The 19,885-nt window shown below is 73.1% G+C and carries 23 protein-coding genes; 11 read left to right on the forward strand and 12 right to left on the reverse strand.

The genetic code is table 11. From position 1 onward, the window contains the following. Positions 1–7 precede the first annotated feature (7 nt). Both ACFQ79_RS29960 and ACFQ79_RS29965 read right to left on the reverse strand, forming a co-directional pair. Complete coding sequence (locus ACFQ79_RS29960) at positions 8–892, reverse strand: SDR family NAD(P)-dependent oxidoreductase (protein ID WP_383589320.1); 885 nt, start codon at positions 890–892, stop codon at positions 8–10. Further along, positions 892–1,689, reverse strand: coding sequence for an acetoacetate decarboxylase family protein (locus ACFQ79_RS29965; protein WP_383589321.1), 798 nt, complete (start codon positions 1,687–1,689; stop codon positions 892–894). Before ACFQ79_RS29965 ends, ACFQ79_RS29960 begins: the two co-directional genes overlap by 1 nt. 96 nt (positions 1,690–1,785) lie before the next feature. Between ACFQ79_RS29965 and ACFQ79_RS29970 the strand changes: the two genes are divergently transcribed. The 6 genes from ACFQ79_RS29970 to ACFQ79_RS29995 all read left to right on the forward strand — a co-directional run bounded on the left by ACFQ79_RS29970 (position 1,786) and on the right by ACFQ79_RS29995 (position 7,255). Continuing rightward, positions 1,786–2,454: a TetR/AcrR family transcriptional regulator gene (locus ACFQ79_RS29970; protein WP_383589351.1), complete on the forward strand. Its 669-nt coding sequence runs from the start codon at positions 1,786–1,788 to the stop codon at positions 2,452–2,454. Further along, complete coding sequence (locus ACFQ79_RS29975) at positions 2,451–3,440, forward strand: DEDDh family exonuclease (protein WP_383589323.1); 990 nt, start codon at positions 2,451–2,453, stop codon at positions 3,438–3,440. Before ACFQ79_RS29970 ends, ACFQ79_RS29975 begins: the two co-directional genes overlap by 4 nt. Positions 3,441–3,503: 63 nt before the next feature. Next, positions 3,504–3,737 (forward strand): hypothetical protein, encoded by a 234-nt coding sequence (locus ACFQ79_RS29980; RefSeq protein ID WP_015032679.1) that lies wholly within the window; start codon positions 3,504–3,506, stop codon positions 3,735–3,737. 102 nt (positions 3,738–3,839) lie between these two features. After that, positions 3,840–4,670 (forward strand): SURF1 family protein, encoded by an 831-nt coding sequence (locus ACFQ79_RS29985; RefSeq protein WP_383589325.1) that lies wholly within the window; start codon positions 3,840–3,842, stop codon positions 4,668–4,670. 34 nt (positions 4,671–4,704) lie between these two features. Next, entirely contained in the window at positions 4,705–6,495 is a 1,791-nt protein-coding gene (locus ACFQ79_RS29990; protein WP_383589327.1) for a glycoside hydrolase family 15 protein, read from the forward strand. 4 nt (positions 6,496–6,499) lie between these two features. Beyond that, a complete protein-coding gene (locus ACFQ79_RS29995; protein WP_383589329.1) occupies positions 6,500–7,255 on the forward strand; it encodes an SDR family oxidoreductase in 756 nt (251 codons plus the stop codon). Between the two features lie 20 nt (positions 7,256–7,275). Here ACFQ79_RS29995 and amaP read toward each other — a convergent pair whose 3' ends face one another. From amaP to ACFQ79_RS30020, 5 genes are all read right to left on the reverse strand, one after another. After that, positions 7,276–7,863 (reverse strand): alkaline shock response membrane anchor protein AmaP, encoded by a 588-nt coding sequence (gene amaP / locus ACFQ79_RS30000; protein WP_383589331.1) that lies wholly within the window; start codon positions 7,861–7,863, stop codon positions 7,276–7,278. 26 nt (positions 7,864–7,889) lie between these two features. Then, positions 7,890–8,642 (reverse strand): DUF6286 domain-containing protein, encoded by a 753-nt coding sequence (locus tag ACFQ79_RS30005; RefSeq protein ID WP_383589333.1) that lies wholly within the window; start codon positions 8,640–8,642, stop codon positions 7,890–7,892. Further along, positions 8,639–8,998, reverse strand: coding sequence for an Asp23/Gls24 family envelope stress response protein (locus tag ACFQ79_RS30010; RefSeq protein WP_383589335.1), 360 nt, complete (start codon positions 8,996–8,998; stop codon positions 8,639–8,641). The genes ACFQ79_RS30005 and ACFQ79_RS30010 overlap by 4 nt, the downstream gene beginning before the upstream one ends. A gap of 6 nt (positions 8,999–9,004) precedes the next feature. Next, on the reverse strand, positions 9,005–9,196 hold the full coding sequence (locus tag ACFQ79_RS30015) for a hypothetical protein (RefSeq protein WP_055602871.1): 192 nt from the start codon (positions 9,194–9,196) through the stop codon (positions 9,005–9,007). A gap of 76 nt (positions 9,197–9,272) precedes the next feature. After that, the gene (locus ACFQ79_RS30020) at positions 9,273–9,758 is read right to left on the reverse strand and encodes an Asp23/Gls24 family envelope stress response protein (RefSeq protein WP_383589336.1); all 486 of its coding nucleotides are present in this window, start codon (positions 9,756–9,758) and stop codon (positions 9,273–9,275) included. A 93-nt stretch (positions 9,759–9,851) separates the two neighbouring features. On the opposite strand from ACFQ79_RS30020, the gene ACFQ79_RS30025 reads away from it, so the two are divergent. Beyond that, positions 9,852–10,499, forward strand: a complete 648-nt coding sequence (locus ACFQ79_RS30025) for a hypothetical protein (RefSeq protein WP_383589338.1) — start codon at positions 9,852–9,854, stop codon at positions 10,497–10,499. A gap of 22 nt (positions 10,500–10,521) precedes the next feature. On the opposite strand, the gene ACFQ79_RS30030 is transcribed toward ACFQ79_RS30025, so the two are convergent. The 3 genes from ACFQ79_RS30030 to ACFQ79_RS30040 all read right to left on the reverse strand — a co-directional run bounded on the left by ACFQ79_RS30030 (position 10,522) and on the right by ACFQ79_RS30040 (position 13,616). Next, the gene (locus ACFQ79_RS30030) at positions 10,522–11,322 is read right to left on the reverse strand and encodes an enoyl-CoA hydratase/isomerase family protein (RefSeq protein WP_383589340.1); all 801 of its coding nucleotides are present in this window, start codon (positions 11,320–11,322) and stop codon (positions 10,522–10,524) included. A 131-nt stretch (positions 11,323–11,453) separates the two neighbouring features. Continuing rightward, entirely contained in the window at positions 11,454–11,675 is a 222-nt protein-coding gene (locus tag ACFQ79_RS30035; RefSeq protein ID WP_006123601.1) for a helix-turn-helix domain-containing protein, read from the reverse strand. A 342-nt stretch (positions 11,676–12,017) separates the two neighbouring features. Then, positions 12,018–13,616 (reverse strand): ABC-F family ATP-binding cassette domain-containing protein, encoded by a 1,599-nt coding sequence (locus tag ACFQ79_RS30040; RefSeq protein WP_030322666.1) that lies wholly within the window; start codon positions 13,614–13,616, stop codon positions 12,018–12,020. A 267-nt stretch (positions 13,617–13,883) separates the two neighbouring features. On the opposite strand from ACFQ79_RS30040, the gene ACFQ79_RS30045 reads away from it, so the two are divergent. Both ACFQ79_RS30045 and ACFQ79_RS30050 read left to right on the forward strand, forming a co-directional pair. Continuing rightward, a complete protein-coding gene (locus tag ACFQ79_RS30045; protein ID WP_383589342.1) occupies positions 13,884–14,774 on the forward strand; it encodes a neutral zinc metallopeptidase in 891 nt (296 codons plus the stop codon). 67 nt (positions 14,775–14,841) lie between these two features. Continuing rightward, positions 14,842–15,243, forward strand: coding sequence for a VOC family protein (locus ACFQ79_RS30050; protein WP_383589344.1), 402 nt, complete (start codon positions 14,842–14,844; stop codon positions 15,241–15,243). A gap of 50 nt (positions 15,244–15,293) precedes the next feature. On the opposite strand, the gene ACFQ79_RS30055 is transcribed toward ACFQ79_RS30050, so the two are convergent. Together ACFQ79_RS30055 and ACFQ79_RS30060 are read right to left on the reverse strand one after the other, a co-directional pair. Further along, on the reverse strand, positions 15,294–16,727 hold the full coding sequence (locus ACFQ79_RS30055) for a hypothetical protein (protein WP_383589345.1): 1,434 nt from the start codon (positions 16,725–16,727) through the stop codon (positions 15,294–15,296). A gap of 78 nt (positions 16,728–16,805) precedes the next feature. Continuing rightward, positions 16,806–17,933 (reverse strand): alpha/beta hydrolase, encoded by a 1,128-nt coding sequence (locus ACFQ79_RS30060; RefSeq protein WP_383589347.1) that lies wholly within the window; start codon positions 17,931–17,933, stop codon positions 16,806–16,808. 409 nt (positions 17,934–18,342) lie between these two features. On the opposite strand from ACFQ79_RS30060, the gene ACFQ79_RS30065 reads away from it, so the two are divergent. Both ACFQ79_RS30065 and ACFQ79_RS30070 read left to right on the forward strand, forming a co-directional pair. Continuing rightward, complete coding sequence (locus ACFQ79_RS30065) at positions 18,343–19,611, forward strand: anion permease (protein WP_383589349.1); 1,269 nt, start codon at positions 18,343–18,345, stop codon at positions 19,609–19,611. A gap of 12 nt (positions 19,612–19,623) precedes the next feature. Then, positions 19,624–19,845 (forward strand): hypothetical protein, encoded by a 222-nt coding sequence (locus tag ACFQ79_RS30070; protein ID WP_073917272.1) that lies wholly within the window; start codon positions 19,624–19,626, stop codon positions 19,843–19,845. Positions 19,846–19,885 lie beyond the last annotated feature (40 nt).

Raw genomic sequence — 19,885 nt, forward strand, 5'->3', positions numbered from 1 at the left:
GGCCCCCTCAGTCGAGGATGAAGTTCTCCAGGTACGACGGGTTCGAGCGGTCGAGCATCGACCGCGAGCGCGCCGTGATCTGCCGGTCGCTGTGCTCGCTCTCCGGCAGCATCCAGAAGCGGTCGGCGCGGATGCCGTCGACGACGTGCTCGGCGACCTCCTCCACCGGGGTGAAGGCGACCTCGTGGCCGGCCTGCTTCATGGCGGCCTCCCACTGGTCGAGGCTGCGGTACGGGGTCCGGCGCGGGCGCTCCTTGGCGTACCGCTCGGGCCGGTTGCGGTGCGACTCCCAGAGGCCGGTGCGGAGCATGTGCGGTCCGGGGAAGAGCACGGAGGCGCTCACGCGCGCGTGCTCGGCCCTGAGGTGGGCGTAGAGCGACTCGGTCATGGTGACGACGGCCGCCTTGGTGACCGCGTACACGGAGGCGGTGGGCAGCGGGGCGATGCCGCCGTCGCCGGACGAGGTGTTGACGACGTGGCCGGGTTCGCCGCCCGCGAGCATCCGGGGAACGAAGGCCTGGATGCCGTGGAAGACGCCCCAGACGTTGACGGAGAAGGCCCACTTCCAGTCGTTGGGCTCGTGCTCCCACATGCGGCCCTCGGCTCCGGAGCCGACGCCCGCGTTGTTGCAGAGCACGTGGACCGCGCCGAAGGTGTCGTACGCGGACTCCGCGAACGCCCGCACCTCGTCGGGGTCCGAGACGTCGACCGTCCGGGCGAGGACCTGCGCCCCGCCTTCCATCAGCTCGTCGGCGGCCTCGGCCAGCGCGCCCTCCTCGACGTCACCGAGGACGACGGCCAGGCCCTCGGCGGCGAACCGGCGGGCCATCGCGAGCCCGATGCCGCTCGCCGCGCCGGTGACGACGGCGACCTGCCCCTCGCGCAGCTCCATCAGACGCTCCCCTCGGGCGGGCCGTCGAGGATCTGCTGCGGGTCGTCGTACCGCTGGTGGATGTACGGCAGGAGGGCCCGCGCGGAGACGCGCTCGGCGACCGTGCCCTTCTGGTCGGTGGTCTTCTCGCCGATGGTGATCTCGACGAGCCGGCGGACGGGGAGGTCGGCGACCGGGTCGTACATGGACTCGCGCAGCACCACGTCGCCGGTGACGCGCTCCAGCTTCCGCACCTTCTCGTTGCGGACGCAGTGGACGAGGACGGGGTCGGCGTCGAAGCCCGAACCCTCCACGCCCGGGAGGAACTTGAAGTAGAAGTCGGTCTTCTCGACCGGCTCCGGCAGGGGCAGCGGTCCGGAGACCGCGCCGCGCACCTCGACGAAGTCGATGCCGTGCCGCCCCAGCGAGGCCCGGACGACGAGCCCGTCGCGCTCGACGACGACCTCGCCGAGCTTCTTCGGTTCGCCGAAGACCTCGCGGCCTCCGACGAGGGCGCGCTCGTGGGTCATCGGCATGACCAGCGGGTACCAGCCCTCGCGGTCGCCGTGGGCGGCGGCGACCGCCACCGAGCCGGCGCCGAGGGGGTAGCCGGGCAGGTCGACCTGGGAGATGTTGGCCCGCACGAGGGGCCGCTCGGTGGGCTTCAGCGGGGGCGGCAGGACGGCCGCCACCACTTCCGGATCGGTCTCCCATACGGCGACCACTCCGGTGGACCAGATGTCGGGGAGCTTCGCGCTTCTGGTGCGGGCCGCCGTGATCTCGGCGTCCGTGCGCGCCCCGTACCGTACTCGTGCCATGACGTACCACCCTTCAGGGGGTCGGGTCTGTAACAGAGTTACACCGGCGGCGATGAAGGGTAAAGACCCGTGCACGCGACAGAGTTGGGGGAACGGATGGCGCGCGCCGCACTCACCCGCGAGGAAGTCCTGGAGACCGCCGCCGCCCTGGTGCGACAGCACGGCCCCGACGCCCTCACCATGCGCAAGCTCGCGGCCGAGCTCGGCACCGCGGTCACCTCGATCTACTGGCACGTCGGCAACCGCGAGTCCCTGCTCGACGCCCTGGTCGAGCGGACGGTCGCCGATCTCGACACGATCCGCCCGCGCGGGGCGACGCCCGCCGAGCGCCTGGTCTCGGTCGCCCGCGCGCTGCGCCGCGCCCTGCGCGAGCGCCCCCACCTGGTGGCGATGGTCCACGAACGGGGCCTGATGGAACGCATGTTCCTGCCGGCCCAGCGCGCCCTGGTCCACGAGGCGCACGCCGCGGGACTGCGCGGGGCGCACGCGGCGCGGGCCGTCCGCGCCGTGCAGTTCCAGGTCGTCGGCTATGTCCTGGTGGAGCGCAACCGGGAGCGCGCACCGGCGCAGTCGCCCGCCGAGGAGGAGCTGTGGAGCGGCGAGGACGCCGGCTCCGACGAGCTCCTCGCCCGCGCGCTCGCCGCGCCGGTCGACACCGAGCGCCTGTTCGTCGACTCGGTGCGGGCCCTGGTGGACGGGCTCCTCGCCGGGGCCCCCGGGGACACCGGGGACGGAGTTGTCGGCCGCGGGCCGTATTCTCTGTGACCGTGCTTGACGACCGTACGACAGCAGCGACGTGGCCGGCCGCCTACCCGCAGGGGTACGCGGTCGTCGACGTGGAGACCACCGGACTCGCCCGCGACGACCGGATAGTGTCGGCTGCCGTCTACCGGCTGGACGCCCAGGGGAACGTCGAGGACCACTGGTACACGCTCGTCAACCCCGAGCGCGATCCGGGACCCGTCTGGATCCACGGGCTCACCACCGACGTCCTGGAGGGCGCTCCGCTCTTCCCGGAGATCGCGGCGGAGTTCGCGGCCCGGCTGGACGGGCGGGTGCTCGTCGCGCACAACGCGATGTTCGACTGGCAGATGATCGCGCGGGAGTACGCGCGCGCGGAGTCGGCCGCGCCGGTGCGGCAGCGGCTGTGCACGATCGCCCTCGCCAAGGAGCTGTCCCTGCCGCTGCCGAACCACAAGCTGGAGTCGCTCGCCGCGCACTTCGGTGTGGTGCAGCAGCGCGCGCACAACGCGCTGGACGACGCACGGGTGCTCGCCGAGGCGTTCCGGCCGAGCCTGCACGCGGCGGCCGAGCGCAACGTACGGCTGCCGCTGCTCGAGTGCCGGCCGCTGACCGAGTGGGCCTCGTCGCCCGCGCAGCAGCCGCGGATCGGCCATCAGGCCGGGTACGCCTCCTCGTACCGGGCGGGCAGCTGGCGTCCCTCACGGAAGCGGCCGCCGTGCCCGTACCCCAACCCGGGCCGGTACGAGACGGACAAACCGCTCAAGCAGGGCATGCGGGTGGCGTTCTCCGGGGACACCTCCGTCGACCGCGAGCTCCTCGAGGACCGTACGGTCGAGGCCGGTCTCCATGTGGCGGGGAGCGTCTCCCGGCTCACCAGCCTCCTCGTCACCAACGATCCGGACTCCGCCACCTCCAAGACCGTCAAGGCCAAGTCCTTCGGCACGCCGATCGTCGACGAGGCGGCGTACACCCAACTGCTGCGGGACGTGGCCCCGGCAGACGGGTGACGCCCCCGGCCCTGCGGGCGTGCCGAGCTGCGCACGCCCGCCGGGAGCCTCACCCTGTGGCGCATGGCACGTTGTGAGGTCTGCGGAAACGATTACGGCATGTCCTTCGAGGTACATGCGCAAGGCGCGATCCATGTCTTCGACTGCTTCGCCTGCGCCATCCACCGCATGGCGCCCATCTGCGAACACTGCCGGGTCCAGATCATCGGGCAGGGCGTCGAGGTCGACGGCAGCTGGTACTGCGGCGGTCACTGCGCCCGCGCGGAGGGAAAGGTGGGCATCGTCGACAGGGTGTGAGGCGGGCGGGGCCGGCGGGTTCCGAGGAGACGATCCTGGGCTCGCCTCCCGCCGGCCGCCCCCCGTGCGTACACCCCGTCGACCGAGTTGTACGGTCATGGGGTGTACCGCTTCTTGTTGTCCCGGCAGTGGGTGATCCTCACCCTCATCGCCCTCGTCCTCGTCCCGACGATGATCGAGCTGGGCTTCTGGCAGTTCCACCGGCACGAGCGCCGGGTCGCCCAGAACGCCCTCATCGCGGACAGCATCGCGGCGAAGCCGGTCCCGGTCGAGGAGCTCACCTCCCCCGGCCACACGGTCCCGCGCTCCGACTACTGGCGGCCCGTCACCGCCACCGGCACCTTCGACACCGCCCACGAGGTGGTCGTCCGCCGCCGCACCTCGTCCGACGAGCGGGTCGGCGTGCACGTCCTGAGCCCGCTGGTCCTCCGGGACGGCCGGATCGTCCTGGTCAACCGCGGCTGGATCCCGGCCGCGGCCGACCAGCACTCCTACCCGCCGGTGCCGCCCGCCCCCAAGGGCGAGGTCACCGTCAGCGGCCGGCTCAAGGCCGACGAGACGACCGGCGCCAGCGGCATCAAGGACCTGAAGGGTCTGCCGGACCGCCAGGTCATGCTCATCAACAGCGCGCAGCAGGCCGAGCTCATCGGCCGCGAGGTGCTCGGCGGCTACCTGGAGCAGACCGCTCCCGAGCCCGCCGGGGACACCCCCGAGCTGATCCCCGAGCCCGACCACGAGTCGATCGGCGCCCACATGGCGTACGCCGTTCAGTGGTGGCTCTTCGCGGCCGGGGTACCCGTCGGCTGGGTGATCCTGGTCCGCCGCGAGAAGCACGACCGGCAGACCGCCGCCTCCTCCGGCACCACGGGAAACGACACCCCGGGAACCCCGGAACGGGACGCAGAGGCGATCCAGGCCACCCCGTCCCTCTGATTGACCGGCGCCGCTTCCGGGAACAGCCCAAAGCGTGACGCAACGTATCGACGACTACGCCCTCATCGGCGATCTCCAGACCGCCGCGCTCGTCGGCCGCGACGGGTCGGTCGACTGGCTGTGTCTGCCCCGCTTCGACTCCGCCGCGTGCTTCGCCGCGATCCTCGGCGACGAGAACAACGGCCACTGGCGGATCGCCCCCAAGGGCGCCACGACCTGCTCCACTCGCCGGTACGCCGAGGACTCCCTCGTCCTGGAGACCTACTGGGAGACCCGTACGGGCACGGTCAAGGTCGTCGACTTCATGCCCCAGCGGGACAGGGCCCCCGATCTGATGCGGATCGTGGAGGGCGTCAGCGGCACCGTGGAGATGAGCGGCGTCCTGCGGCTGCGCTTCGACTACGGCTCGATCGTGCCCTGGATGCGCCGCGCCGACGGCCACCGGGTCGCGGTCGCCGGTCCGGACGCGGTCTGGTTGCGCAGCGAACCGCAGGTGAAGACCTGGGGCCAGCAGTTCTCGACCTGTTCCTCCTTCACCGTCGCCGCGGGCGAGAAGGTCGCCTTCGTGCTGACCTGGCATCCCTCGCACGAGCCGCGCCCCGAGCTCGTCGACCCCCACGAGGCCCTGGAGCAGTCCCTCGCGGACTGGCGGGAGTGGTCCGGCCGCTGCACCTACCGGGGGCCGTACCGGGAGGCGGTGCTGCGCTCCCTGATCACCCTCAAGGCCCTCACCTACGCCCCGACCGGCGGCATCATGGCCGCGCCCACCACCTCCCTGCCCGAGGAGGTCGGCGGCGTACGGAACTGGGACTACCGCGCCTGCTGGCTGCGCGACTCCTCCCTCACCCTCGGCGTGCTGCTCGCCGCCGGATACGTCGACGAGGCGAGCGCCTGGCGGGACTGGCTGCTCCGCTCGGTCGCCGGCGATCCGGCCGACCTGCAGATCATGTACGGACCCGCCGGGGAGCGCCGGCTCCCCGAGACCACCCTGCACTGGCTGCGCGGCTACGCCGACTCGGCGCCGGTGCGGACCGGGAACGCGGCCGTGGACCAGTTCCAGCTCGATGTGTACGGCGAGGTCATGGACTCGCTCCACCGTGCGCGTGAGGCCGGGATTCCGGCGGAGCGGCACGCCTGGAACCTCCAGCTGAGCCTGCTCGGCTTCCTGGAGTCGACCTGGCGCGAACCCGACGAGGGGCTGTGGGAGGTGCGCGGGAAGCGCCGGCACTTCACCCACTCGAAGGTGATGGCCTGGGTGGCCGCCGACCGGGCGGTGCGCGCCCTGGAGGCGGACCCGTCGCTGCCGGGGGACGCGGCACGGTGGCGGACGATGCGGGACGAGATCCACGCCCAGGTGTGCGCCCGGTCCTACGACCCGGTCCGGAACACCTTCACCCAGTCGTACGGCTCCCAGGAGCTGGACGCCGCGACCCTGCTCATCCCGCAGGTCGGCTTCCTTCCCCCGGACGACCCCCGGGTGGTGGGCACCGTGGACGCGGTGCGGGCGGAGCTGATGCACGGCGGCTATCTGCGCCGCTACAGCACCGAATCGGGGACGGTGGACGGCCTCCCGGGGCAGGAGGGCACCTTCCTGGTCTGCTCCTTCTGGCTGGCGGACGCGCTCCGGCTGTGCGGCCGGCGCGAGGAGGCCCTGGAGCTCTTCGAGCGTCTCGTGGGCCTGTGCAACGACGTGGGCCTCCTGGCGGAGGAGTACGACCCGGTGGCGGACCGCCAGCTGGGCAACTTCCCGCAGGCCTTCAGCCACATCGGCCTGGTGGGCACGGCGCTCGCACTGGCAGCGGAGGATCCGGACCCGGCAGGATAGGCCCATGGATCTTGGGATGAAGGACCGTGTGTACGTGGTGACCGGGGCGACGCGGGGGCTCGGGCGGGCCTCCGCCGAGGCCCTGCTCGCCGAGGGCGCCAAGGTGCTCGTCACCGGCCGCGAGGAGAAGACCGTCGCCGAGGCCGTCGCCGAGCTGGGAGCGGGCGCGGCGGGCATCGCCGCCGACAACGCCGACCCGGAGACCCCGGCACGGCTCATCGCCGAGGCGCGGGCGCGGTTCGGCGGCTTCGACGGCATCCTCATCAGCGTCGGCGGGCCGGCGCCCGGCTTCGCGGCCGACAACACCGACGAGGAGTGGGCCGGCGCCTTCGACACCGTCTTCCTCGGGGCCGTACGGCTGGCCCGCGCGGCCGCCGAGACGCTCGGCGAGGGCGGCGTCATCGGCTTCGTCCTGTCCGGCTCGGTCCACGAGCCGATCTCCGGCCTGACCATCTCCAACGGTCTGCGCCCGGGTCTCGCGGGCTTCGCGAAGTCCCTCGCCAACGACCTGGGCCCGCGCGGGGTGCGCGTGATCGGCCTGCTGCCCAGCCGGATCGACACGGACCGGGTGCGGTTCCTGGACTCCCTCTCCGGCGACGCGGACGCGTCCCGCGCGGCCAACGAGGCGACCATCCCGCTGCGCCGCTACGGCACCCCGGAGGAGTTCGGGCGGACGGCGGCGTTCCTGCTGTCGCCGGCCGCCTCGTACCTCACGGGTCTGATGCTCCCGGTGGACGGCGGGGCGCGCGCCGAGTTCTGAGCCTCGGGCGCCCCAGCGCCTCAGGCGACCCTGCGGGCCCGGTGCTTCACGGCCCGCAGGCGCGCCTCGGTGGGCAGGGCGGGCAGGCCCGTGGACGTCCGCGCGTGGGCCAGGGCCTGGGTGCTGAGCGTGGTCAGGGCGGCCCCCGGGGAGGCGTACGGCTCCAGGAGGAGCGCGACGCGGGTACGGGGGGTGGCCCGGCGGCCCGTGAGGGAGACCCGGGCCTTGGCCACGCCTTCCTGGGCCGTGGCGTCCGCCTCCAGGACGCCCTCCAGGGCCCGGCCGCGCAGTACGGCCACCTCGCCGTCGCCGCTGTCGACGACGACCTCGGCGAGCCGGGCCCGCCGGAACTGGACGAGCAGCCACCACAGGGCGAGCAGGACGACGAGCCCGAGGACCGCGATGACCACCGGCCACCACCAGCCCTCGTCGCGCCAGCGCTGCCGGTCGGCGGTGGACAGCAGCACGTCGGAGGGGCCCGCCCAGGGCCACCAGGACGGTACGGCCAGATCGAGGGAGGCGGCGAGGACTCCCCCGCCGCCGAGGACGAGCAGGAGCCCGGCGAGGCCGAGCAGGACGCGGTTGACGCGCCGGAGGACGACCGTCACCGGAGCACCCCTTCGTGGCTCATGGCTCACGCCTTCCTGGGCGGCCGGGCCACCCGTACCGTCAGCGCGAGCGGGTGGGCGAGGGCCAGTTCGTCGACGCCGGTGGCGAGGGCGGTCTCCACGTCGGCGCGGACCTCGTCGAGGGCCCGGAAGTGCGAGACGGCCTTGACCGCCACCTTGGCGCGGCCCACCCGGACCCGGACGGACTGCACGCCGGAGACCTCCATGGCGCGGTCCCGCAGGGCCAGGGCCGCCGCCTCCCGGTCGAGTCCGGCCCGTACGTCGGCGTGTTCGCGGCGCATCGGGAGGATGGCGCGCAGGCCGGGGGTCGTGGCCAGGATCAGGAGCCAGAGGCCGAGGACGACCGCGACGGCCGCGCCGACGCGGACCCAGGTGTCGTCGAGCGGCCGGGTCGCGAGGCCGTCGGCGAGCTCGCGCCGCCAGGCCATGGCGGTGCGGTCGGCCCGGACGGCCGCCACGTCGTAGAGCAGGAGCCCGGCACCGCCGAGGACGAGCGCCGCGAGCACGGCGGCGGGGATGCGCCGGACCGCCCAGAAGCGGCGGACGCGGGGCGTGGGGGTGGGATCGCCTTCGGCAGCGGCGTCGTCAGCGCCGTCGGCACCGGCACCGGCTCCGGCTCCGGCACCGGTGAGGACGGGGACCTCGCCGGAGGGGGAGCCGGAAGGCGTGTCGGGGTCGCTGCCGCGGGCCCGGGCCGGCTCGTCGCCGGGGGCCGGGGCGGGCTCGTGGTCGGGGGGCGGTTCGGGGGGCGTCGTCATGACAGGCGGCCCCTCGGGCCGGACTGGCGGGTGAGCGCGGAGTGGAGGCGTTCCACCTGGACGGTGACCTCGTGGACCTCCATGCCCACGAGTTCCTCCACGCGGGCGCGTACCCGGCCCCGGACGGCCCCGCACCGGGCCCCGATGTCGGTGGGGTAGTCGAGGTCGAGGCTCACCGCGACCCGGGCGACGTCCCGGTGGACGACGACCGAGGCGTGCGGCTTCGAGCCCCCCTTGGGGGCGGGGCCCGCGGCCTCCCTGGCCGCCTGGGCGGCGATCTTCGCCACCACCCGGTCGGCGATCGAGGTGGCTCCCCGGTCACGCACCGGGTCCGGGGAGGCCAGGTCGGTTGCCACCCCGGGTCACCGCCTCCGGTCGCCGCGGTCGCGACCCCGGAACAGATCGCCGGGTTCGAGGTCGCCGTCGAGGAAGCGGCCGGCCACGAAGCCGATCGCCCCCAAGGCCGCGACCAGCACAAACGCTCCGAAGCCGCCGAAGTATCCGGCGAAGCCGAGAGCCATTCCGGCCACCAGGCCGACCACCGCCATGCTCATTCCTGACCCCTTTCCGAGTCCTCCTGAGCCCCTTGTGCGCCGTCGTCGGCAGCCATGTGCGGGCCGCCGTCAGCGGCTACTGGAGCCGTGACTCCGGCTCCTCGTCCTCTTCGTCCGGCAGCTTCACGTCACTGACCGCGATGTTGACCTCGACGACCTCGAGTCCGGTCATCCGCTCCACGGCCGCGATGACGTTCTCCCGGACGTCGCCCGTGACGTCCGCGATGGAGACGCCGTAGTCGACGACGATCTCCAGGTCGAGCGCGGTCTGCACCTCGCCGACCTCGGCCTTCACCCCGCGCGTGGCGTTCGACTTGGCGCCGCCCCCGCCGGGTACCCGGTCTCGTACGGCGCCGAAGGTGCGGGAGAGGCCGCTGCCCATCGCGTGCACGCCCACGACGTCGCGGGCGGCGAGACCGGCGATCTTCTCGACGACGCCGTCGGCGATCGTGGTCCGGCCCCGGGAGGCCGGGTCTCCGCCGCCCCGCTTGGTGACCGAGGTGCGGCGCGGTTCGCGCGGCCCGTCGGTCGCGGGGTCTCCGGAGTGAGTGGTGTCCGTCATCAGATTTCGCCCCTTCTGGGATATTTCGGGGTTCTTCGCCCACACTAAGGGCGGTTCCCCGGTCCCGCCCCGGGGATACGGCAGGCTGGGGCAATGACGACTGCTGAAGGTTGGACGGCGGCGGTGCGGGACCGCCTCTCGCCGGGCAGGCTGCTGCCGCTCGGAACGACGGCGGAGGGGGCCTGGATCACCGAGCGGGCGGTGCGCGAGGTGCTCGGCCGGGCCGCCTCGGCCGTACGGGGTGTGGCGCCGGGCACGCTGCGGATCGGACCCGCTGACACACCCGAGGATCCCGAATCGGGTGCCGTGCTCGTCACGGCCTCGTTCGGCGCGATCGCCGGGCGCCCCCTGCCGGAGCTCGTCGAGGAGCTGCGGGCGGCGCTGCTCGCCGCGGCCGAGGGCGGGCTCGGCCTTGTGGTCGACGCGGTGGACCTGCGGGTGGCGGAGCTGCTCGACACGGCTCCGCCGGAGCCGGAGGGCGGCGCCGTTCCCCCGCCCGGCCCGACCTCGCCGGCCACGGACGACCCCGTGGCGCTCGCCGCGCTCGGGGTGGCGGGCGTCGCGGCGGTGACGGACACGCTGGGTCCGCCGGTGCGCCGGGGGCCGGACGGGGTGCGGGTGGAACTGGCGGTGACGGCCGGGGCCCGCCCCCTGGACGTGGCCCGCGCGGTGCGCACGGCGGTGACCGCGGCCGCCCCGGAGGGCGCCGCGGTCACGGTCGTGGTGTCGGACCTGCGCTAGGGCAGGCGCATGCGGGCCGGTGTCAGTCGCCGAGGCCCGCGAGGTCGCGCAGACGGCGGGCCTGGGCGGCCCGCTCGGCGACGCGCTGCTCCTCGTACGAGCGGCCGGAGACGCCCTGGAGGAGCGCCTTGGTCTCGGTGACCGCGTCGCGCGGCGCCGCGAGCAGGGCGGCGCCGAGGTCCCGTACCGCGGCGTCGAGCTCGTCGGCGGGCACGGACAGGTTGGCGAGACCGATGCGCTCGGCCTCCTCCGCGCCGACGAAGCGGCCGGTGGCGCAGATCTCCAGCGCGCGGGCGTAGCCGACGAGCGAGACGAGCGGGTGCGTCCCGGTCAGGTCCGGGACGAGACCCAGGCTGGTCTCGCGCATCGCGAACTGCACGTCCTCGGCCACGACCCGCAGGTCGCAGGCGAGAGCGAGCTGGAAGCCCGCGCCGATGGCGTGCCCCTGGACGGCCGCGATCGACACGAGGTCGCTGCGGCGCCACCAGGTGAACGCCTCCTGGTACTCGGCGATGACCGCGTCGAGGTCCGCGTCGGAACCGCGCGCGAGGTCGAGGAAGGACGGCTCTCCGTCGAAGCCCTCGGGCGTGAACGCCTGCCGGTCGAGTCCGGCGGAGAAGGACTGTCCCTCACCGCGCAGAACGACGACCCGCACGCTGCCGGGCAACGACCGGCCGGCTTCTGTCAACGCCCGCCACAGAGCGGGAGACTGAGCGTTGCGCTTCGCCGGATTGGTCAGGGTCACCGTGGCAACGGCGTCCTCGACGGTGAGCCGTACACCGTCCTTGTCGAATACGAGCTCTGAGTCGTCGAGCGTAGTCATGGGGCGCCTCCGGTTACGGTGCAGCACACTGCATGCGAATGCTAAGTGACTGCACAGTAACCACCTGGCCGGCGTGAGGGCCGACCGGGTGGCCACCGGGAGATCCGGTGGCCCGGTCGAGGCGTCCTATGTCAGGCCGAGGCGGCTTTCTTGCCCCGGGTCGCTCCGCCGCGTCCACGCAGCGTGACTCCGGACTCGCTGAGCATCCGGTGGACGAATCCGTAGGAGCGGCCCGTTTCCTCGGCCAGCGCCCGGATACTCGCACCGGAGTCGTACTTCTTCTTCAGGTCTGCCGCGAGCTTGTCGCGCGCGGCGCCGGTCACCCGGCTGCCCTTCTTCAGAGTCTCGGCCACCCGTGCCTCCTCATGGGAAGTGCGCTCTGGACTTCTCATGATCACCCCTCCCGTGCGTCCTGGCCACCCATTCGACAAGGTCCATGCCGCCGGGTTTGTGGACGAGCGCGCGTTCGTCACGATCGGAAGCTCAGATTCCGCTGGGCCCGAAACCGGGCTCCCTGGCACCTGGTACGGGAATCAGCAGGTCAGCGAGACAGGGGGAACACACGTACGGCGCGGGTCTGCCGGAAGGATTCGGCAGAGCACCGCGCCGGGGTGTACGAGACGCCCTCACTCAGATGAAGGATCACCCGTGGGCCGAATGATCCAGCCGGGCATGATCACCCGGCTCTCTCCGGGTCAGGCGAGCGCGACCAGGTCCGCGTAGTCCGGGCCCCACAGGTCCTCGACGCCGTCCGGGAGCAGGATGATCCGCTCCGGCTCCAGCGCGTCGACCGCGCCCTCGTCGTGCGTGACGAGGACGACGGCGCCCTTGTAGGTGCGCAGGGCCCCGAGGATCTCCTCGCGGCTGGCCGGGTCCAGGTTGTTGGTGGGCTCGTCGAGGAGCAGCACGTTCGCCGAGGAGACGACCAGGGTGGCCAGGGCCAGACGGGTCTTCTCGCCGCCGGAGAGCACCCCGGCCGGCTTGTCGACGTCGTCGCCGGAGAAGAGGAAGGAGCCGAGCGTCTTGCGGACCTGGACGAGGTCGAGGTCGGGCGCGGCCGAGCGCATGTTCTCCAGGACGCTGCGCTCGGGGTCGAGCGTCTCGTGCTCCTGGGCGTAGTAGCCGAGCTTGAGACCGTGGCCCGGGGTCACCTCGCCGGTGTCGGGCTTCTCGGCGCCGGCGAGCAGCCGGAGCAGCGTGGTCTTGCCCGCGCCGTTGAGGCCGAGGATGACGACGCGCGAGCCCTTGTCGATCGCGAGGTCCACATCGGTGAAGATCTCGAGCGAGCCGTAGGACTTGGAGAGCCCCTCGGCCGTCAGCGGGGTCTTGCCGCAGGGCGCGGGGTCGGGGAAGCGGAGCTTGGCGACCTTGTCGGAGGCGCGCACCGCCTCCAGGCCGGAGAGCAGTCGCTCGGCGCGCTTGGCCATGTTCTGCGCGGCCACGGTCTTGGTGGCCTTGGCGCGCATCTTGTCGGCCTGCGAGTTGAGGGCCGCGGCCTTCTTCTCGGCGTTCTGGCGCTCGCGCTTGCGGCGCTTCTCGTCGGCCTCGCGCTGCTGCTGGTAGAGCTTCCAGCCCATGTTGTAGACGTCGATGGTGGACCGGTTGGCGTCCAGGTAGAAGACCTTGTTGACCACGGTCTCGACGAGGTCGACGTCGTGGGAGATCACGATGAAGCCGCCGCGGTAGCTCTTCAGGTAGTCCCGCAGCCAGACGATGGAGTCGGCGTCGAGGTGGTTGGTCGGCTCGTCGAGGAGGAGCGTGTCGGCGTCCGAGAAGAGGATCCGGGCGAGCTCGACACGGCGGCGCTGACCACCGGAGAGGGTGTGCAGCGGCTGGCCGAGGACCCGGTCGGGCAGCCCCAGGGCGGCGGCGATGGTGGAGGCCTCGGCCTCGGCCGCGTACCCGCCCTTGGTCAGGAACTCGGTCTCCTGGCGCTCGTACTGGCGCATCGCCTTGTCGCGGGTGGCGCCGGAGCCGGTGGCGATGCGCTCCTCGTTCATCCGCATCTTCTTGAGGAGGACGTCGAGGCCGCGGGCGGAGAGGATGCGGTCGCGGGCCAGGACGTCGAGGTCGCCGGTGCGCGGGTCCTGCGGGAGGTAGCCGACCTCGCCGGAGCGGGCGATCTGACCGGCGGCGGGGACGCCCTCGCCCGCGAGGCACTTGGTGAGGGTGGTCTTGCCCGCTCCGTTGCGACCGACGAGGCCGATGCGGTCACCCTTGGCGACGCGGAAGGAAGCGGACTCGATGAGGACTCGGGCGCCGGCGCGCAGCTCGATGCCGGAAGCGGTGATCACGGACAGACTCCAGGGCGATGGGAAACGGCGGAAGGACGGCTGGTGAAGGGCTTCGACGCCGCTAATGCACGGGGAGAATGGCCATACGGCCAGTCTAACGGGCCCCTGCAACTGCTTTTCGGCCACGAGGGGGCCCGGGGGCGCGATCGGAGCTTTCTCACATAACCGCTGTTGCCGGAACAAAAGGGGCGAGCACTGATGGATCGGCCGATACTCGGCGCAGGGCGGCGGCCTCTGCCGCGGCAGTGACGCGGAGGATGGTGGACCGTGCAGTTCGACGACGACGCCGATCTGGACACCTCGGAGGTCAAGGACGTCCGGAGCAGTCGCATCCCGGGCGGGAAGGCGACCGTCGGCGGCGGCATCATCGGCTTCATCGCCCTGATCCTGGGCCTGTTCCTCGGAGTGGGGCCGGACCAGCTCGGGCTCTCCTCGGGCGGCGACGAGCCGGCGGCCAGTTCCTCGGGGGCCGCCCAGGTGGCACAGACCTGCAAGAAGGGCTCGGACGCCAACACCCGCGAGGACTGCCGGATCGTCGCCGTCGTCAACAGCGTCCAGGACTTCTGGCGGAGCGAGTACACGCGCCGCGGCGGCACGTACGGGCGCGCCGCCACCGTGATGTTCAGCCAGCGGGTCCCGACCGCCTGCGGCTCCGCGACCTCGGCGGTGGGGCCCTTCTACTGCCCCGGCGACCGGCAGGTCTATCTGGACCTGGGCTTCTTCGACGAGCTGCGCACCAAGTTCGGGTCGAGCGGCGGCCCCTTCGCCCAGGCGTACGTGGTGGCGCACGAGTACGGCCACCACATCCAGAACCTGATGGGGACCCTGAGCCGGGCCCAGGACGGGCGGACCGGCGCGAACTCCAACGCCGTGCGGGTCGAGCTCCAGGCCGACTGCTACGCGGGCGTGTGGGCCCGGCACGCCACGACCACGCCCGACGACCGCACGGGCCGGCCGCTGCTCACGAAGCTGACGGACGAGGACATCCGGGACGGCCTGGACGCGGCGGCCGCGGTGGGCGACGACCGGATCCAGGAGCGGTTCCAGGGCCGGGTGACCCCGGAGAACTGGACCCACGGCTCCGCGGCCCAGCGCCAGCAGTGGTTCTACGAGGGCTACCGGACGGGCGACATGGCCCGGTGCAACACCTTCCGCTGATTGTCGGCGGGGACTGCAAGACTGAGACCTGGGTCACATTCGACTGAATCGAGAGGAAGTGATCGGGATGGCTGAGGCTCCCCACATCTGTCCGACGCTGACGTACGAGGACGCGAAGGCGGCGATCAGCCTGCTCACGGAGGGCTTCGGCTTCCGGGCGAACGCCGTGTACGAGGCCGAGGACGGGCGCGTGGCGCACGCCGAGCTGTCGTACGGGAACGGCATGGTGATGCTGGGCAGCAAGGGCACCGGCAGCGAGTTCGACAAGCTGATGGCCGGCGCCGGCCCGGTCGGCGTGTTCGTGCACGTGGACGACGTCGACGAGCACCACGCGCGGGCGGTGGCCCACGGCGTCGAGATCGTGATGCCGCCCAAGGACCAGGAGTACGGCTCGCGGGACTACATGGCGCGGGACGCCGAGGGCAACATCTGGAGCTTCGGGACGTACACCCCCGGCGCCGCGGAGTAGCCGGGCGCCGGGGAGGTCGTGCCCTGCGGGATCCCCGGGCGGGGATCCCGTCACGCCCCTCCGGTGTGGACCTGGAAGGCGGCCCGGCGGACGGCCTTGGCCAGCGCCGGGTCGGGGTGGGCGGCGGCGAGGGCGACCAGGACCTGGACGGTACGGGGGTGGCCGACGGCCCTGATCTCGTCGAGGAGCGCCGGGACGGTGCCCTGGACGGCGGAGTCGAGGTGCCGGACGAGCAGCTCGCTCTCTCCGTGGTCGGCGACGGCTGCGGCCGTGTCCACCCAGAGCCAGGTGGACTCCTCGCGGGTGAGGACCTCCTGGGCGTCGTCGGGGTCGGCGCCCTCGTACTCGGCGAGCCAGAGCAGCGCGTACGGCCGCAGGGAGGGTTCGGCGACGGTGGCCCGCACCTCGGCCTCGGCGGGGGCGCCGACGACCCGGAGCGCCTCGAAGGCGAGCCCGCGCAGCAGCGCGTCCTCGCCTCGGGCGACGGTGAGGAGTTCGGTCACCGCGCTGGAGAGGGTGCGGGCGGCGAGCCAGGCGCGGTACTCGGCACGGGCGGGGCCGGGGGTGAGCCGGGCGCAGCCGCGGAGCATGTCCTCGGCGGACTGCTCGATGTTCCCGGCGGGGCTCTGCGCGGCCACGCAGATCTGCTCCAGCTTGACCCAGACCGCCCAGTTCCCGAGCGGGGTCAGGGTGGCGTGACGCCCCTCCGCGCCGGGGTCCAGGGTGAGCGCGCCGACGGCCGCCAGACCGTCGAGGGCCCAGTCGAGCAGGGACGGGAGCCCGTCGGTGCCGTGCGCGGCGGCGGGTGCGCCGGTGGTCTCGGGGGCCTCCGCGGGGGCCTGCTCGGCGCCCGGGACCTCGCAGCGCTCCTCGCGCAGCTCCTCGACGCGCTGGCCGAGCAGGTCGAGCAGGGCGGGGACGAGGACCGGGCCCTGGGACAGCTGGAGCAGCGACAGGACCTGCGGGAGGGCCTCGACGACCTCGGCGACGGCGCTCGGCTCGACCCCCTCGGCGGCCGGGTGCACGAGGGACCAGGCGTCGAAGAGGGCGACCCAGCCGCGCAGTACGGCGGAGTCGTCACGGTCCCAGGCGTGCAGCCGCCAGCCGGGACGGGCGGTGTCGCCGTGGAGCTCCACGAGGCCGGCGAGCCGGGCGCGGTCCCAGCCGGCCCTGATCTGGCCGGGCGTCAGGTTCAGTGCGGCGGCGGCCCGTTCCTGGGCGGGGACGGCTCCGGGGCCGCTGCCGGGTGCCGCCGTGGCGCCGCGCTCGACGGCCGCCCAGCGGGCGATGCGTACGGCGTCGGCGAGGACGTGCCGGGCCTGGCGGGCCAGCTCCGCACGGGGCGGAGTGCCCTCGGGCGGCCGCGGCGCCGGCCGGGTGCGCCGGGTCGTCACGGCCCGTCGGGCGGTGGCCAGCGCCCGCGGGCGGACGAGTCGGAGTCTGGAGTTGCGCGCCAATGGTTCATCGGGCTTTCGAGACGTCACGGGGGCAGTCTTCCCGCTGACGGCCCGAAAGCCCAATCGGAATCGGCCGCGCCGTCCCCGGCGCCCTCCTCGGGTGCCCTAGAGGAGCGGGGTGAGGAAGCGGCGCAGGGCCTCTTCGTAGCGGACCGGGTCGGCGTTCCACATCGCCGCGTGCGGGGCGTGCCGGACGGTCTGGAGGGTGACCAGATCGGGTCGGCGGGCGGCGAGTTCGACGGACGGTTCCCAGGGGGCGATGGTGTCGTCGGGGCCGTGGAAGAGGAGCACCGGGACGCGCAGCGCGCCCGGCGCGGAGGCCTCCTCGAGGAGGTCGCCGTGCTGTCCGGTCCTGCCCTGGGCGGCGCGGACGGCGAGCGGGAGCAGGGGGGCCGGGACGTGATGGGCCGCCGCGAGGTTGCGGAGGGTGGCCTCCCAGTCCAGGACGGGCGAGTCGAGGACGAGGCCGCTGATCCGGTCGCGCACCCCCGACTCGGCGGCGGCGCGCAGGGCCATCGAGGCGCCGGTCCCCCAGCCGTGCAGCACGACCTTCGACGCGCCCCGGTGGACGGCGTAGCGGATGGCGGCGTCGACGTCGCGCCACTCGGAGTCGCCGAGGTGGGCGAGGCCGTCCGGGGAGGCGGGCGCTCCCTCGTCGCCGCGGTAGGCGGGGACGAGGACGGGGATCTTGCGGTGGTTGAAGAAGGGGACGACGTTCAGCGGGTGCTCTCGGGTGGTGCCGAGGCCGTGCAGGGCGATCACCCAGGTGGTGCGGGGCGCGGCCACCAGCCAGGCCGGCAGGGGGCCGAGTTCACCGGGGATCTCGACGTCCTCGTGGGCGAGGCCGAGCGCGCTGATCGGCGTGCCGATGTGCAGCTGGGGGGTGAGGCGGACGCGGGAGCCGGGGCCGAGCACCCCGCGCTCGACGCGTTCGAGGCGCCGGACGACGGTGTCCGCGGTGTGCGGGACCCGGTCGAGGACCGGGCCGACGACCGCGTGCTGGCCGTGCCCCTCCATGCCGTACGTGCCGGGGCGCAGTGAGGCGAGGCTCCGGGTGAGGGTGATCCGTTCGGGGCCCGTGGCGTGCACGGTGAGTTTGGGGTCCCCGGGCAGGGGACGTCCGGACGGCGCCCTGAGGGCGACGTCGCTGGCGTACCGGCCGGCCGCGAACGCGGCCGCGCCGACACCGAGCAGAGTGGTGACGGCCGCTGCCGTCGCTGTAGCCGGGCGCACGCTCCCAGTCTCGGCAGGGTGGGGGCGGACTGCCACCGGTGGGACCCGGACGGGCCCGGACGGAGGGGTGCGGGACGGGGGCTCCGCACGCGGGAGCCGCCGGGCCTCCGGGACCCTCCGGGGAGTGACATGGGTCTCGTCCGAGGGGTCCCCCGGTCGGATGGTTCCGTCCAGGGATCGGAACGGGGTGGCGGAGGAGGAACCGGGGCAGGTCGTATGTGCCCGGTGATGGGCCGGATTACCCGGGGTTGCAGGGTGACCGCATCGTGGACAGCTCGTGGGCCGGAGCCGTAACCGGAATCCCTCGACATCGATTCGGGACACCACAGCGCCCTACCTAGTTCACCTTCCGTTCACTCAGGTTGCCTACGTTCGTCCAGCCACTGACGTCAAACGATTGCCTGGGTAAATGGAACACATCACGCTGCTGCTCGCCATTGTGGTCGTGACAGCTCTCGTGTTCGATTTCACGAACGGTTTCCACGACACCGCGAACGCGATGGCCACGACCATCTCGACCGGTGCTCTCAAGCCGAAGACGGCGGTGGCCATGTCCGCCGTGCTGAACCTCGTCGGCGCGTTCCTGTCCGTGGAGGTCGCCAAGACGATCTCCGGCGGGATCATCAACGAAGAGGGCATTCGTACAGAGGTGATCTTCGCCGCGCTGGTCGGCGCCATCCTCTGGAACCTCCTGACCTGGCTGCTCGGACTTCCGTCCAGCTCCTCCCACGCCCTCTTCGGCGGCCTGATCGGCGCCGCGGTCATGTCGGCCGGCTGGTCGGCCGTGAACGGCCCGACCATCGTCACCAAGGTCCTCATCCCGGCCGTCGCCGCGCCGCTCGTCGCCGGCCTCGCCGCGATGGCCGCCACCAGGCTGACGTACAAGATCAAGGCCAACCCCGAGGCGAAGGCCACGGCCAAGGGCTACCGGGCCGGCCAGATCGCCTCCGCCGGTCTCGTCTCCCTCGCCCACGGCACCAACGACGCCCAGAAGACGATGGGCATCATCACCCTCGCCCTGGTCACCCAGGGTGTCGTCGCCCCCGGCTCGAACCCCCCGCTGTGGGTCATCGTCTCCGCCGGTGTCGCCATCGCCCTCGGCACCTACCTCGGTGGCTGGCGCATCATCCGCACCATGGGCAAGGGCCTCACCGACCTCCAGCCGCAGCAGGGCTTCGCCGCCCAGACCAGCGCCGCGACGGTCATCCTCGCCTCCTCGCACCTGGGCTTCTCGCTCTCCACCACCCAGTCCTGCTCGGGTGCCGTGATGGGCGCCGGTCTCGGCCGCAAGGGCGGTGTCGTCCGCTGGTCGACCGCCACCCGGATGTTCGTCGCCTGGGGTCTGACCCTGCCCGCCGCGGCCCTGGTCGGCGCCGGTGCCGAGTTCCTCACCAAGCAGGGCCCCTGGGGCATCGCCGCCGTCGCGGTCCTGCTGGTCGCCGGCTCGGGCGTCATCTGGTCGCTCTCCCGCCGCAAGCCGGTCGACCACAACAACGTCACCGCCGACGACCTCGACAGCGAGCCCGCGGGCGTCGTGACCACCGCCATCGCGGCCGTCACCCCGCCGCCGGCCGCCGGTTCCGTCGCCGCCGTCGCGGACGAGGACCTCAAGACGACCATCCCCGCGCCTGCCCCCACCGACCCGACCGCTCCCCCGGCCCCCGCCGCCACGGTCTAAGGAACGAACGACATGAAGATCGACTGGGCAGCTCTCGGCTCCGTCTTCGGAGTCAGCCTCGTGGCGACCGTCGCCCTCGTGGGCCTCTTCACCCTCGGCATCGTCGGCCTCACCAAGCAGGAGGAGGCCGCCGCCCGCGGCGGCTCCGCGGCTCTGGCCCGCACCGCCGCGTACGCCTGCTTCGCCCTGTGCGCGGCGGCCGTCGCGTACGGCATCTACCTGATCGTCGTCTGACGGTCCGAGCGTGACCGGCGGGGCGGTCCGCACCTTCGGG

The organism is Streptomyces sp. NPDC056480 (assembly GCF_042795405.1).
Lineage (GTDB): Bacteria > Actinomycetota > Actinomycetes > Streptomycetales > Streptomycetaceae > Streptomyces.